General features: G+C 52.9%; 11 protein-coding genes and 1 tRNA gene. 7 read left to right on the top strand and 5 right to left on the bottom strand.

Features of this window, described 5'->3' with window-relative positions; genetic code table 11:
- Positions 1-1,140: 1,140 nt before the first annotated feature.
- Both ABLN94_RS12005 and ABLN94_RS12000 read left to right on the top strand, forming a co-directional pair.
- Positions 1,141-2,445, top strand: a complete 1,305-nt coding sequence (locus ABLN94_RS12005) for a lipopolysaccharide biosynthesis protein (RefSeq protein ID WP_352992648.1) — start codon at positions 1,141-1,143, stop codon at positions 2,443-2,445.
- A 4-nt stretch (positions 2,446-2,449) separates the two neighbouring features.
- Positions 2,450-3,676, top strand: a complete 1,227-nt coding sequence (locus ABLN94_RS12000; protein WP_352992647.1) for a glycosyltransferase family 4 protein — start codon at positions 2,450-2,452, stop codon at positions 3,674-3,676.
- A 63-nt stretch (positions 3,677-3,739) separates the two neighbouring features.
- Here ABLN94_RS12000 and ABLN94_RS11995 read toward each other — a convergent pair whose 3' ends face one another.
- Together ABLN94_RS11995 and ABLN94_RS11990 are read right to left on the bottom strand one after the other, a co-directional pair.
- The gene (locus ABLN94_RS11995) at positions 3,740-4,603 is read right to left on the bottom strand and encodes a sulfotransferase family protein (RefSeq protein ID WP_352992645.1); all 864 of its coding nucleotides are present in this window, start codon (positions 4,601-4,603) and stop codon (positions 3,740-3,742) included.
- Positions 4,600-5,658 carry a glycosyltransferase gene (locus ABLN94_RS11990; RefSeq protein WP_352992643.1) on the bottom strand — a complete coding sequence of 353 codons (1,059 nt, stop codon included), beginning with the start codon at positions 5,656-5,658 and terminating at the stop codon, positions 4,600-4,602. The genes ABLN94_RS11995 and ABLN94_RS11990 overlap by 4 nt, the downstream gene beginning before the upstream one ends.
- Positions 5,659-6,549: 891 nt before the next feature.
- On the opposite strand from ABLN94_RS11990, the gene ABLN94_RS11985 reads away from it, so the two are divergent.
- A complete protein-coding gene (locus tag ABLN94_RS11985) occupies positions 6,550-7,734 on the top strand; it encodes a tyrosine-type recombinase/integrase (protein ID WP_352992641.1) in 1,185 nt (394 codons plus the stop codon).
- A gap of 189 nt (positions 7,735-7,923) precedes the next feature.
- Here the strand turns inward: ABLN94_RS11985 and ABLN94_RS11980 are convergent, their stop codons facing one another.
- A complete protein-coding gene (locus tag ABLN94_RS11980; RefSeq protein WP_352992639.1) occupies positions 7,924-9,687 on the bottom strand; it encodes an AAA family ATPase in 1,764 nt (587 codons plus the stop codon).
- A gap of 213 nt (positions 9,688-9,900) precedes the next feature.
- On the opposite strand from ABLN94_RS11980, the gene ABLN94_RS11975 reads away from it, so the two are divergent.
- The 4 genes from ABLN94_RS11975 (at position 9,901) to ABLN94_RS11960 (ending at position 12,706) form a co-directional block, all read left to right on the top strand.
- Positions 9,901-10,668, top strand: coding sequence for a hypothetical protein (locus ABLN94_RS11975; RefSeq protein ID WP_352992637.1), 768 nt, complete (start codon positions 9,901-9,903; stop codon positions 10,666-10,668).
- Positions 10,669-10,788: 120 nt separating this feature from the next.
- Positions 10,789-11,028: a helix-turn-helix domain-containing protein gene (locus tag ABLN94_RS11970; protein ID WP_352992636.1), complete on the top strand. Its 240-nt coding sequence runs from the start codon at positions 10,789-10,791 to the stop codon at positions 11,026-11,028.
- A 122-nt stretch (positions 11,029-11,150) separates the two neighbouring features.
- The gene (locus ABLN94_RS11965) at positions 11,151-11,369 is read left to right on the top strand and encodes a hypothetical protein (protein WP_352992635.1); all 219 of its coding nucleotides are present in this window, start codon (positions 11,151-11,153) and stop codon (positions 11,367-11,369) included.
- A 188-nt stretch (positions 11,370-11,557) separates the two neighbouring features.
- Positions 11,558-12,706: a hypothetical protein gene (locus tag ABLN94_RS11960; RefSeq protein ID WP_352992634.1), complete on the top strand. Its 1,149-nt coding sequence runs from the start codon at positions 11,558-11,560 to the stop codon at positions 12,704-12,706.
- A gap of 146 nt (positions 12,707-12,852) precedes the next feature.
- On the opposite strand, the gene ABLN94_RS11955 is transcribed toward ABLN94_RS11960, so the two are convergent.
- Positions 12,853-14,331 carry a leishmanolysin-related zinc metalloendopeptidase gene (locus ABLN94_RS11955; RefSeq protein WP_352992633.1) on the bottom strand — a complete coding sequence of 493 codons (1,479 nt, stop codon included), beginning with the start codon at positions 14,329-14,331 and terminating at the stop codon, positions 12,853-12,855.
- Positions 14,332-14,676: 345 nt separating this feature from the next.
- A tRNA-Met gene (locus ABLN94_RS11950) sits at positions 14,677-14,753 on the bottom strand.
- Positions 14,754-14,787: the final 34 nt, after the last annotated feature.

Here is a 14,787-nt window from a genome sequence, read left to right as displayed (position 1 = left end):
GAGTTTACTGGATTCAAAAAGGCAAACAGAGTCAGAACCATGACTATGAATAGCCCCAGGAGTATGCTCCTATTTCCGGGATGTGGATCATTACGGACATTATGCCCCGCAATTGAAGCGAAGCCAAACAGCAAAAAAACACCCCTTTGAAGACGCTAAATCGCGGCCCCGCAGCTTCAGACAGCTTTTTCTCAATTAATATTCTGGGTGTCGTTATTAGGTCCAAGCTGGCCTAGGATTATATTAATAAAATAATTGCACAACCCCCAATCAGAATAGGAAAGGATCGCCTTGCCGAGATGCCCAAAAACCGGCCGGTTTCTGGGGGTCGATTGCGACTTCATTCCATAGATTATTTCAACATGCAGACAAATACCAAACAAAAGGCTCATAAATGAAGTATTGCGGAACAACTCTTATGACAACACTTTGCACCGAAGGGCCAAGGGTATATTCCGATATCCGTATAAATTAGCGCTGGAAACAACGCGCCAAAAGAAAAAAAACCGATATTTGTATCGCCACAAATCCCGCATTTGAGTTAGAAACGCAATAGTGAATTTAAAATAGGTATACCCAAAAAATCTATTCCAAGGTTTAAAAAATACACCTTAATCAAAATCACACTGTCAAGAATAATTCAATTCAATATCACCATTGTGGTGACAGACAAAAATACCGTAACGGCGAAGTTGAATAATACTCAATGTTGCGAGGCGAAACTATGGTCATTTCACTGTCTTTTCTGACGAGAATGCTACTCTGCACGGGATATGCATTATCACCGTTTAAACTGGTTGAGCATAGCTCTTCTTCAGGAGTGATTGACACTCACAACTTATAAAGAAATGAACTAAAAACAACAACTTGACCCCACCTATGCAACTGCGAGACTTACAGTGCGCTTTGCCCAAGAATTGGGCTCTCGGTAGCCTGTACTTTGATGCGAATGTTAAGTAGAAGCCGTAGCAGATTTGCCATCCGCATAGCCTACTGAACAACTTTCAAAACATTGAGACAAACCTGAAAAATGGCAGGCACCTGCTCACAGAACCAAAATCTAAGCCTCGTTGTTGATCCTGTTTATCGTTTTTTCAAATGATCTTAGCAGGCTTGATTGGGAAATTTAACAATAAAAACATGAATTTGCACAGCAATCTCTTCAGAGTCACATTCTTCGCTCTGCTCATCAAGCTGGCCAGTGCGCCTTTGAATTATCTTATGCTGATCGCCTTGGCACGCGCCATGGATGTTGAAGGGTACGGCATCTTCGCGTTTGGTTTTTCCGCAGCTTTGACTCTCGGACAAATTGCGCTCATGGGACAGAACCAACTCGTTCTGCGCACGTTACCCGCCAACACCAGTCCAGGGCAAGAATCTGTGCGCAAAGCGGCAATTTCCTATGGGGTGCGCAATGTTTTGGGGGCCGGTCTTTTACTTTCCCTAGCCTTAGCAGCCTATGGCATGACGACTGAGGATAGCCTGTCAATGCTTGCGGCGGCGCTCTTGATCCTGCCCATTGCCTTTGCCGAGTTCCAATCGAGTGTGTTGAGAGCGCAAAACAAGGTCGTTGGCGCGCTTGCGCCCCGAGACATTTTATGGCGGCTCAGCGTAATCAGCGTGACGGGTCTGATTATACTGGGTGTCTTGCCCCCGCTCGAGCCCGCATGGGCCATTCTGCTCTGTACCGGGTCACTGGTGTTTTGGCTAATTGTGCAGGCTCGTTTTGATGCAGCCACAAAATACACTGAGGTTTTCAAAGACCGTCACCCATCGCAGAAGCGAGAGTGGTGGGGCATGACCAAGAGCTTTTGGCTGGCCTCGGTGGTGATCATTTCGGGCCCCAACCTAGCCGTGGTTGCAATCGGCGTGGTCATGTCCCCGGAACAAACAGCGCCATTTTTCGCGGCGCTCAAGACGGCTCAATTGATGACCCTGTTGCTTTTGGCTGCCAACCTTGCCGCTACACCCCTAATTTCGCGCGCCTATTCTGAGGGCGAACATGAGACAGTGCGCAAGATCTGTCAGTCCGTCTCGGCCGCAGCCGGGGGGTTTGCCGCTTTGGGTCTGGTAGCTTTCTGGACCTTTGGCGGAGCGGCTTTAAGCCTGTTTGGTCCGGACTACGCCGTTGCCAAGCCTGAACTTCTGGTTCTTTCTTTGGGATTTGCCGTCAGCGCTGCGGGAGGACTCAACGGAATCCTGATGCAGATGGCTGGGCAGGAAAAACCCTTTGCACGTCTTTCACTGATCTGGAATGCCATCGGCTTAGCAGTATTGATCCCAGTGGTCTGGGTCTTTGGCACGCTGGGCGCGGCTTGGACTGTGGCCTTGACTACGATTTCCTGGAATGTCCATGCTTGGGTACTGTGCCGGCGCAGGATTGGAATCGACCCAAGCCTATTGGGTTTTGCACTTCCGCCCCCACAACTTCCGATGAAGGGTTGAAAAAATGTCAGACCGTACCAAGCGTGTCGTCCTGGTAATGGACTACGGTGACATCCGCGGCGGGCTTGAAAAAGTATGCATCGAGAGCGCCTTGGCGCTAAGAGAAGCGGGCAAGGAAGTAGTTTTTTTCTGCGGGGTAGCCCCTGTGGATCTCCGTCTTGAACAGGCCGGGATCAGCGTCACCTGCCTAGGCGTGCAGGACATCGGATCAGACAGCTCCAAACTCCGCGCGGCAGCAACCGGGCTTTGGAATAAGGCTGCAGCGCGCGAACTCGATCGGGTTATTCGTGACACCGACGATCTGAGTACAACTGTTGTGCACGTACATGGCTGGACCAAAAGCCTGTCAAGCGCCATTGGGCCAGTTGTGACAGCTCCGGACGTTCGGCACGTCTTCACGATTCACGAGTATTTCTTTGCCTGTCCAAACGGTGGGTTCTACGATTATCAGTCCAATGAGATTTGCCGCAGCCCGGCCCTGGGCTCCGGGTGCCTGACCACGAACTGCGATGTCCGGCATCCGGCCCATAAAGCCTACAGGGTGCTTAGGCAGGCGGTGCAAAAGGGTCGTGGCGGCCTACCGGCCCGGGTCAAGAACATAATCTACATCAGCGAGCTGCAGAAAGAGGTCATGCAGCCCTATTTCCCAGCTTCAACCGCCTTTCGACAGGTCGCCAACCCTGCTGTAAGCCAAAAGCGTGCGCCGGTTCAGGTGGCCGAAAACAAAGATTTCTACTTTGTCGGCAGGCTTGTGGAAACCAAGGGGGCCTTGGAGTTTGCACTGGCAGCTCGCGACGCAGGCATTCCGGCGGTGTTTGTCGGCGACGGGCCGCTGCGCGGCGCCATCGAAGCGGCTAACCCCTCGGCAACCATTCTGGGTTGGCAAAATCCCAATGAAGTCATGGAGCATCTGCACCGTGCCCGGGCGCTAGTTTTCCCCAGCAAATGGTATGAATGCCAACCGCTGGTCCCGATCGAGGCGCAAGCGCTTGGTATCCCTGTGATTTGCGGTGACTGGTGCGCGTCGCGCGAGAGCGTCGCACATGAGGAAACCGGTCTGCACATCCGCTCGCTGGATGAAAAAGGCGGGTTTCAGGACGCTCTTGCCCGCCTGTCCTCGGCTGAATACGCCGCCCGGTTGGGGCAAACAGCCTATGATCGCTACTGGAGCGATCCGCTGACGATGGAGCGTCATCTGGATCGCCTGCTCTCCGTGTACGAGCAGACTTGAACTGGATGGCGGTGATCCGGGCACCCGCCCGAAGCCCGTATTACGGCGTTGAAGGGCTTGGCCCTACTCCAGATACTGGCGCAGCAACGCCTTGTCCGCGTCGCTGAAGTGTTCGGTATTGGGTTTAAAATACACCGCTTTCAATTTGCGCTTCAAACTGATGGGCAGCAATTGACGCAGATGGGTCTTTATGCCCGAGGTCATCAGGAAGGCGTTCAGAGCCTTGAACCGCGGCGCGTCGCCTGCGTTCTGGCTGTCGACGGTTGTGTCGAATTTTCCGGGGTCAATATCCAGAAAGACAGCGACCCGCGCCAACGTGGCGTCCACATCCGCGACTAAATCCTCAAAAGCGATTTCCAGCAGATTCTCCTGATCAAAGACATCACGATACCGGGCAACGGCGTCATCGTAACGGCTTTGGCGTAAAAGAAAACGGCCCGGCAGCGGCGTTTCCCCGCTGGCTTCAGCTTCGATTTCCTCGCGCAGAGACCGTGTAGTGCGGCCGGTGCGCGTAGCCAGGCGGTAATGCGACAACGCACGCGCGATCGGATTCCGGGTCAGCAGAATGACCTTAGCGTCGGGAGAGTGGTCGTGAATTTTCCGGGCAGCTTCCGGGCAATGCAGATAAGTCGTTGAGGCGTCCATGCGCCAATGGGCAGTCATCCCTTTAAACAAGTAATCATAGTGCTGGGGCTCTCGGAAAATCGCAAACTGCATCACCTTGCTGGATCTCTGTGCCACGTAGCGGGCGGGGTCCACATCGTTCAGATGATGCTTGGCGACGTAGTCGGCTGGAAACTCGTGCTGAGAAAAGTAATTGGGCTCTTTAATGGGTGGCAGATCCACGTCCGGGTGGGAAGACATCCAGGCAGACAATTGGGTCGATCCAGATCTTGGCGCTGCTACAAGAAAAAGGTTGGCCGTCATTTCAATACCACTCTCAAATCGAGGTGCTGCCGCTGCTGCAAGCGCTTGGCTTTTGCGCGGTCGGCCCGGTACAAGTCATGTAGGCCGCGCAGCGCACCGACACTAAACCCAATGTGAGTTACAATTGCCAGAATTGCCGCCAGCCCCCAAACCGAAAAAGGTGCAACGGGTGTTTCCTTCTGAGCGCCGCTCCACGCCAGGTAGAAGACAAGCGAGAGGTAGCTGATCGGAATTACCAGCGCCCAAGGCACGACCAAAGCAAGCAAGGCGAAGAGTATCAGGATCGGTGCAATGGCCATAGGCAACAACTGCCGTTTTCCCAGTTTTTCCCTGTGCTTAACTGCTGTCCAGACGCGGTATCGCCCATTGCGGAAGAACTGCTTGAAAGTGCTTCGCAAAGTGGGGCGCGGAAAATAATCGATAGCTGCGTCGCTCTCGAGGAAAATCCGCCCATTCGCTCGGACAAGGCGCAAATCAAATTCGGCATCTTCATTGGCCGCAAATTCGGGATCATAGCCACCGACCCGGGCAAATTCTTCGACTCTGAAAAGAGCATGGTGCCCGTGCGCGACCCAACCTCTGTATCCTTCAGTACGGTGGGGCGAACCTCCATTGCCGAGCCATGTAGAGAATAGCAACTTGGCAGCGTTCTGAACCCTGTTTCCACCTTGCGTTCGCATCGACACAACCACGCTACTGGCTTCCGTCCGATGCGCTGTAGCACATAGTTTTGAAATGAAGTCGCAGGGGTACTTGGCGTGGAGGTCAGCCCTCACTAGAAATTCGGCTCCGCGTTCAATTGCGATCCCGGCGGCCATGTTCACGGCATGGGCTTGTAAACGGTAGGGATTATGTACGATTTCGACCCGATCCCCGAAGGCTGCACGTACCTTTTCTTGCGTGCCATCCGTACTGCCCCCATCAAGCAAAAGGATGTCATAATCCACTGCGCCTTTGTCGCCAAGCAAAGAGGAGATGGCCTCTTGCACCCGATGGGCTTCGTTTAAGCAAGGACACGCCACCATAATTTTTCGGTTTGAACTATCTTTCGGCATCTCTGGATTTTTTAAAGCTTTGGAAATAAAAGGTTTTTGGAATAGAACTAGATGGAGTCTTGATCTCTTTTTGAAGAATTAACCCCGGCGGTTTTCGATCTCTACCCATTCAAATATGGCTGTTAAACAACAACACCCTCAATAGTGCTTCAAATAATCGGCGATCCATCGCGTGATAGTAAATACGGTCGACCGATGCCATAGAAAAAATTTGTCTTTTGGCACTAAACTCTAGAACATCCGTCGCGACGTACTCAGGCGATTTTGATTGCCGGAGTTTGAGGCAACTTCAAAATTTGCAGGGCTCCAGTATATAGCCGTTCAGCCAAGCAATCTAACGTTGCGAAGATCCTGATGCTCATTTTCGATTGTGTGTCATGCAACATAGTAAAAAGGTCGTGCTCTAAATTCTTTGGGGAATAGCGAAGTGGTTCAAGCCAACTGCGCAGACAAGATGCGGAAATCAGATGCGCAACTAGCCGGTCCGTTTTTCACACGAGCTGCAAAATCCGAGTTATCCGCTGTGTTGAGATTTTCTGACGCTGGTTGCGGGAGCAGGATTTGAACCTGCGACCTTCAGGTTATGAGCCTGACGAGGTGAAGACGTTAAGCAATTGATCCAGTGGATCAATTGTAATCTGAACGGGCTGTGTTGAGATTTTCTGACGCTGGTTGCGGGAGCAGGATTTGAACCTGCGACCTTCAGGTTATGAGATAGCTTACGCCCACCTGCACCAACTACGCCGGAAAACGCTGATCTACCCTATCTTATTGTAATCCCTGTTTTATTATTGACGACCGGCACGCTCCGTTCCTACCTCATACGCCATAAACCGCTTCCAGTTGCTTCCACAATGCTTCCACGGGGCGATGACAGAGAAAGGATGAGGGATGCCCAAGCTGACCAAACGCGCCGTAGAAGCCTTACCGGTTGAGGCGAAAGACTACTTCGTATGGGACAGCCAGATTGCCGGGTTTGGTGTCCGCGTCATGCCCTCCGGGGCCAAGACCTATCAAGCTCAGTATCGCAAAGGCGGAAGGACACGGCGCGTTTCCATCGGACGACATGGCAAGATCACCGTGGACGAGGCGCGAAAGCTGGCAAAGGAACTCATGGGGCGAGTGGCTAAGGGTGAGAACCCTGCCGAAGAGATTGCCCAGCATCGCCGCGCGCCCACGGTCGCGGCCTTGTGTGAGCGGTTCTTTGACACCCACGTCAAGGAACGCTGCAAGCCGTCCACCCAAGGGGAGTATCGCAGGGCGATTGATCTATTCATCGTTCCGGCCATCGGCAGCTTCAAAGTGGTCGATGTAGAGCGAAAAGACATAGCCGAACTGCACCACAAGTTTCGGGACAAACCCTATCAAGCCAACCGGACATTGGGCGTGTTGTCCAAGATGTTCAATCTCGCGGAAATTTGGGGCTTGCGGCCTGACGGATCAAACCCCTGTCGCCATGTCCCAAAATACAGCGAAGAGAAACGGGAACGGTTTCTGAGCCAAAACGAGCTGCAACGGCTCGGACAGGTCTTGGCAGAAGCGGAACGCGATGGATCGGAGTCGCCCTTTGTTGTCGCCGCCTTCCGGTTGCTGATCCTGACCGGGTGCCGCCTCGGTGAAATCCAAACCCTGCAATGGTCCTTCATCACAGACGCAGGAATGGAGCTTCCTGACACCAAGACGGGTGCGCGGCGCATTCCCCTGCCCCAAGCGGCCCGGGCGGTTCTGAGCGCCCTGCCACGGCTTCCTGACAACCCTTATGTCATCGCCGGGGCTATCTCCGGCCACTACGCCACCGACCTGCAAAAGCCATGGCGTCGTATACGTGAACGGGCTGGTCTGCATGATGTCCGCATTCACGACCTACGCCACACCTATGCATCAAATGCGGTATCGTCGGGAATGCCCATTCAGATGGTCGGGCGGTTGCTGGGCCACAGCCAGATTCAGACCACGATGCGATATGCGCATCTGGCCGATGATCCGGTGCGGCAGGCGGCGGAAGAAAACGCCGCACGGCTCAATACAATCGTAGGCGCGCAGGAACCGAACCATGGGCTGCGTCTAGTTAGGTAAGGCGCTCAGCGCGACCACCCCCTAAACGTATACATAGGCGGGCTACATTACGTAGGGCGTCTACGTATACGATACGTTACATAGCGATTTTCTCCCTACCCGGGGTATAGGCGGGGCCGGGTATACCCCGGGTAGGGAAATCCACGGTGACGAAAGCGAACTCACGGACTGAGAAAAGTAGGGCTTGGCTCAGTTTGCCGTTCTTATGAAATCTACCAGAGCCTCAACGCGTTCTGCCAAGTCTAACACTTCCAGATTTGCAGGTGCTTCGCACACCAGGCGGGCGACCTTCACTTTGTCCACGTCCTTGAAAACTAACTCGCCGTCCTTTTTATCCGCTTCGCCTTTAGTGCGCTTCCTGATGAAATGCAGTGCATGGTCATATTTTCCTCCCCGATGGGGTTTCGAATATCTGGTTGGGCGGACCTTCTGGACGGCCGACTGCAAGACGTCGTGGTCGACGTAGTTCTCAATCTCGCGCCCCTCCGTCACCCAAGCCAAGCCTTCCGCGTCAGCAAATTCGTCAACGACGCGCTGTTTGGTTTCTCGGATTTTCCCGGCAGAGCTGGCAAGATCACTGTCAATCACGACGGCGCTGTGCCGGTTCAATGCCCGCAGATCAATCAACCCCTCAACGTCTTCTTCCTCAGCACTCAGGTGGCTTAGAAGGCGACCGCCGTAGAACATGATTGAGTAGTGCGTGCCTTCCTTCAAAGAGCTATCGACGGCACTTATCCAGTGGCGCAGATAGATACGGTCAGACGGCCCCTCCACCCAAATCACGGCGTTTGCCTGGACAATATCGGACGCCTTGTAACCAAGGTCGTTGCACAACTGTCGCCTCTCCTTTTTGAGGCTAATGTTGCGCACTCTTGTTTGGTTCCCGTCGTTGGTAACGTGGAATACCGACGCATCCGCGCTATCAATGAACGCCGCCGAGTGGGTGGCTATGAAGTACTGGTTCTTGGTGTTCTTGCGCAGGTAGGCGATGAGTTTCCTTTGAAGCAGCGGATGCAGGTGTATTTCCGGTTCTTCGATACAGACAATCGCGTTCTCTTGAAGCGTGCAGTAGGATGCGATCAAGACGACTTCGTGAATGCCGGTACCCAAAGAGGACAAGGGCAGGATTTTGTCGTCCATGTGGACGTGAACGTGTTCTTTGTCGTGTGGGATTTCGATTTCTGCGTCAGGCTTGCCTGTCACATCTCGCAGAAACACGTTGATTTGCTCAAATCGTTTTTTGTCTTCAAGTTTCTCGAAGCTAGGGTTTTGAAGCTCAGCCAGCCGGTTAATCAAACCTTTGCCACCGAAGCCCTCAAATGCATCTGTTTTGGGGCCAAGTTCTCTCTTGGCGGGAATCAAACTGACAGGAGCTGACGGCGTTTTCACATTACTACAAAAGAACTGAACCATCGACTTCGCATAGTCACTGCGCCCGCGGCGTGCGCCCCCGGTCAACGCTCTAGCTGTTAGATCCAGCCAATGGTCTGCAACTTTCTTATAAGCGTGCTCGGGAACATTCGATTTAAGGGGTAACATTTGATTGTGCGAAGGCGAGGGAGGAATAGACCAAACGAGGCCGTGTACTGCTAACGCACTGACCAGTTGCCTTGCCGTGTTAACGCAGTGTTGTTGGTCAATAGCGTCTAGGCCTCTTTTTGCCAACGCCTCAACCGCTGCCCTAAGAACTTCTTCCTTTGGGCTTCCGAAGGCAAAAGATAAATTTCCGCTGCTTTGACCTCTATACCCTTCAACTTGGGAAAGACTGGTAATGTAACGCCCGGAATTGTCACGAGAGAGTAAATGCCCAGAAATGAAGTTCAGAACTGTTGATTTACCTGCGTTGTTGGCACCAACGAAAATGTTCATGTCGCCGAAGGGGGCAATCAACTGCATTTCCGGCCCAATGCCCCGATAAAACTGCAACGCTAAGCCGTGAAGAAAAACGGGCATGCAAACCTCAATACCAATTTTTTATTTATGCTGCCTCAGACCTTGATGTGCTCGATACATTACGGTGCCGCGACAGCGTTTATCGCGACACCCCAACTCAACTTCTCGGAATAGTCAAATATTATTCCTCACCAATTAGTTGCTCGGTTTCATCCCTACCCGGGGTATACCCTGCCCGATGCGTACCTTAATCGGTAAAAGGAAAACCCATACTTGAAGAATCGGAACCCTATTAGATTCGAACACGATCAAAAAGGCAGTCCCATACTTATCGCACCCGACAATCAAGTAGTTCCCCCAAGGTTCTATAAAGACACATACGACGACAACGCCGTCCAATACCTTTGTGAAGTTGGGGAGCTCGCCCCTGCGAACATCGGGGTTTTCGCGGAAAAACTTGAACATAGCGCCGCTATGTACCGCTGGGAAACTGCGAAGTTTGAGAACCTTCCTCGAAACAGCGACGTAGCGCGAGAGTTGAAGGACATAGCGAAACAAGCCAATCGGCTGAAATCTTCACTTGACCAGTTGTCATGGAAAGCACAGTCGGAACTCGACAGGCTCGCTGACAGTGATGCGCAACATGCTATTTCTGGTTCATTGGCCGCACCAAGCGAGCCCTCTCTGGCGGTGTCTTTGAAGCATCTGGAAATTGGCGTCCCATGCGTGGTTATGGATGTTCCAACGCTGCGTTCAGTGATCGAAGGATTGGAAATTGCAGCCACAAGCAAGAGCGCGAATCTCCCGAAAGGAAGACCCGGACAAGTCCGCTCATACGGGTTGCGGCTATGGATGCGTAACATCGCTGATCTTTGGGATGGAACGACCAGTCAGGCGTTTACACGGGACGTTACTTCGACGGGCGAGCCGATAACAAACGCCGCTCGCTTTTGCGCTGAAGCATTTCGAAGTATCGACCCAAGCATTCCAACGTCGCGCGTCATGAGGGAGTTAAAAGATTGCATCCGTGAGCGCGCTTAGCCTACTGGACGAATTGTTGTTCAAATTCGCGGTTAATTCGTCCAGCGCTTTCGCTCGAAAATCGCACCCAAGCACCCCTATGTTCGCCTCATAGCAACTTACGTTGAAAGGTCGAACAGAATGCAACAACAGGCAACTGCCACCGAGCAGACCATCCCCACTTCCAACTATTGGGATGGGTTTATCACCGAGACCGAAGCGGCAGACTATCTCTGCCAAAGCGTGCGGACCATGCAGAAATGGCGCGTCACGGGCTTTGGTCCTTCCTTCTACAAACCGGGTCGGTCGGTGCGCTACCGCCGCCGCGATCTGCGTATTTGGGCTGAAGGTCGCCGCCGCCGTAACACCTCGCAAGCCTAAGTTTTGCCCGTACGGGGTTGGCAGCGCCGTACGGGATTTTGGGGCCGGATTGGCTCTATAGGGGCGCGGGCGAAACGGTCCTGCGCCCCTTTCCCCAAACATCAATAGAAAGACACTGAACTATGGCAAACCAGCCTGCACAGAAATTCAAAATCGGCCTGATCACCGCCACCATCTGGGACAATGACGGCTTCTACTCGGTCGATATGTCCCGCTCCTACAAAACCGATACCGGCGAATGGCGCAATTCGAACAGCTTCCACCATTCGGACTTGCTCAATATTGCGAAATGCGCGGAGCGCGCCGAAATCTGGATTGGCCGTCAAACCAATGCCAAGTGATGGCAGCGCCGGAGCGGTCCCGCTCCGGCCCCAAAACAAATGCTGCCCCGCCGGAGGCACAAAGGGGGCGTAAGTCCCCGCATTCCTTTCCCTCACATCGCCAAATCTCCCAGCGGCAGGGCATGCCGCGATAGAGGGGGGTCTTGTAACACCCCCCTCCACGAATACGAAAGCGAAGGTCAGCGCAAATGGAAGCAACAATCCTGCATTCCGGTTTCGATGGGCTGAGATTCACCATTCAGGCAGATATCCCAGATGACTTTCGCGAAGAACTGGCGTCCGCCAAGCAACATGCCAAAGAAACCTATGGCGACTGCGTCCTCGAATTTGGCTCCGTGTCGCTCAATGTAACTAGCAAAGGTTCACGCGGCTTTACCGCTCATACAGGCGACCATGGGGCCGTGTGGCTGTTCCAAGACCCGCAAGACCCCATTCCCAACAATCCCGGTATCACCGTCGACTTCCGCGCCTTTGGCCTTGCTACAGGCGGTCTTGAGGGGGCTGAGCGGCACTTTCGCGACTGCATGGAAGCGTTTGGGATCAAATATGTAGAGACGCAATTGCGGGTCGCGCGGGCTGACTTCGCAGTGGACTTGCTGGCCCCTTGGTTTGAACCCGACCGTGAAGCCTTGGTTGTTCCGCCCGGCACCAAGGTCACAGAATACACTGGCGTTGATGAAACCGCCACGGTATCCAGCGGCGCGCGAGTTGTCGGCCTACGCGCCGGAGCCGTCGCCAACCGGCAATTGGCGATCTATGACAAGCGGGCGGAAGTGATCCAGCAGAACAAGATGGGTTGGCTGACGATTTGGAACGCTGCGCTTGAAGCAATTGACAAACCACCCCTTGATCTGACCGACCGGACCTCAAGCCAAATCTGGCGCTTTGAGATGCGGCTTGGTTCCAAACAACTCCGCAACCGCTTTGAGATGCGGAGCTGGCAGGACGTTAGCGACATCATCGGAGACGCCTTCACAGACGCGTTGGGGCGCATTCGCTACTGTATGCCCACCGCAGACGGAAACCGCGCCCGCTGGCCCACTCACGAGCTTTGGCGGCAGTTTGAAGCCGTGGTTGGCAATGACCTCCATCAGAACTACGCGGGAGTTCTGCCAAGCGATGTGATCCAAGCCAACCGTGCCGCCAAGATGCGGGACCTGGATGCGCAACTCGCAGGATTGTTTGTCACCCGCGCCGCAATCTCGGAAGTTTCTGCGGACAGTTTTGGTGACTTTTTGGATAGTCATTCTGATGTGTTGCTTCGGCTCGTTGAAGAGCATACCGCATCACTCGAAGAACGGCTTGCCAAGGCGCGTGGGAAGTATCGGTTGTCTTGAGAGGTTGCGTAGCGGCTGTTCGCCGCGTGTGCAGCGCTGTATTTTATTTGAATAACTGCTGTGCGGTCAAAAAACTGTCTTTTCGTTTTAAGCAAACGAAAACCGGCGCAGGAACGCGCCGGTCTCGGTGTCTAAAGTAACGTGCATCAGGCAATCAAAGTGCCGTCTTCATTGTAAAGGACATACGCGTTGTTGGCGACGACCAGAGTCTCCAAAAGATTGATGTCATCAGACAGATCATTCGCGTGGTCCCCCGTCAGAGCGTCTTGATCGACATAGTAGCCGATGTCAGCAAGTGCTGCGATGGACCAGTCAGAAAGATACGCTCCTTCTACGGTATCGAGATAACCGGTCATGAGCTCATCACCGTGAGCATCTTCATCCCAATGCGCCAAAGCCGTACCAGAACCACCCTCTGTTTCGACGATGATTTGGTCACCGTCGGTCCAACTTTCGCTTATATACTCAGCGTTCCCAGCGACACCGTTGTATACGGCAGTTGTTTCATACACATCATCTGTTGGACGACGTGTATCTTGTCCGGCAACCTGTGTTGACGTCTGAGAAATGATGTCAGGGTAGTAATTGTCCCACAGCGTGCCGAAGCCCAACGCATGAAACATCTCATGCAGCACCACGTCATCCCAAGTTCCGTACGTAGACAGGGCCTGCGCATCCGATGTATCGAACTCCATCAGACCTACGACGGCAGTATAGGCATCTAAAGCAGTTGCTTCACGCGCTGAGAAGACATTCGCGCCACCCAAGATGTTACCGACTCCATCAATATCTGTCAGGCGCGCTTCAATAAGCACATCATCGACAGTGAAGATGTTGGTGCCAGTTGGATCAAATGTGTTGAATGACTGTGGATCATCCCAAAGGCCTTGCGTCATGATGGAGCTAATGAACTCTGCAGAAAGAGCAAAAGCGTCCATGTAAGCTTCATAACCGGTCCAATCGCCGTAAAACTCGATTTCGACGTTGAAGTAATCCACACCATTCGCATCCGCGGTGCCGCTGAAGTATTCCGCGAACAGATCGTTTGTACCGTAACCGGAGGATGTGTCGTCATCATCGCCCGAACCACCGCCACCGCCGCCGCCACCACCGAATGGACCACCACCTACGCCGTCCGGTCGCTGAAACGCGAACTCATCATTTTCAAATACATGTCCACTTGACGCGATCACTTTCCCGCTTGCCAAGACACCGTTGTGACCAGCTTCAAAACCTTCGTGTTCATGGTCCTCGTTGTGATCGTGCAGTTCGTTTTCGTTTCCAGTCGCCACAGCAAATACAAATTCGTCATGACTCAGAGACTCGAAATTCAATGGATTGTTCGACAGCTCTTCGGAAAGCCCCTTTGCAGGCACCAAAATTCCTGTGTGACCAACTTCAAAACCTTCGTGGTCGTGACCGAGATCAGACAGTTCATTGGCATTGCCGCCTGACACTGCAGACACAAATTCGTCTAAACTTAAAGGCGCATCGTTCAATAGCTTGTTTGGCACCCCTTCAGCAGGCCCTCTTGCCGACGCTTGTTCGGGAAGAGTGTTGGAAAACAAGTTTTCAAAGACTTCCGTTTTTCTGTAAAAGGGCGGGAATACTGTATTTCTGGACATCACAAACCTTCCTTTACTATTTACTAGAAACACTGGCGGACTCTGTTCGAAATGAACGAGCCCAATTTAAACATCCAATCATCAGAATATAATTTTTAAGTTTAACGAATCAGGAAGTCGTCGTTCACCTTCTATTAATGCTATCGAACGGTAACTCGGCGTTACGCTCGGGGTGGCTGGCTTCGTCGCGACCTATGCGTATTTTTGGTGAAGTTATGCCTGTTGCGGAGCTGCTACAGGTTTTTTTGCATCCGTTTGCTTCCACAGTGCTTCCAGTTGTGTTGGCGGAATGCAAAAAGCCCCGCGAGTTGCGAGGCTAAGTGCTTGATATCTGACTGGAAAGATTGGTTGCGGGAGCAGGATTTGAACCTGCGACCTTCAGGTTATGAGCCTGACGAGCTACCGGGCTGCTCCATCCCGCGTCAGAGTCAGATTTGTATCATCGTTAGAGAGATT

It is taken from the genome of Ruegeria sp. SCP11, assembly GCF_040329455.1.
GTDB lineage: Bacteria > Pseudomonadota > Alphaproteobacteria > Rhodobacterales > Rhodobacteraceae > Ruegeria > Ruegeria atlantica_E.
The sequence above is the reverse complement of the archived record's forward strand: the minus strand, read 5'-3'. Positions and strand labels throughout refer to the sequence as shown.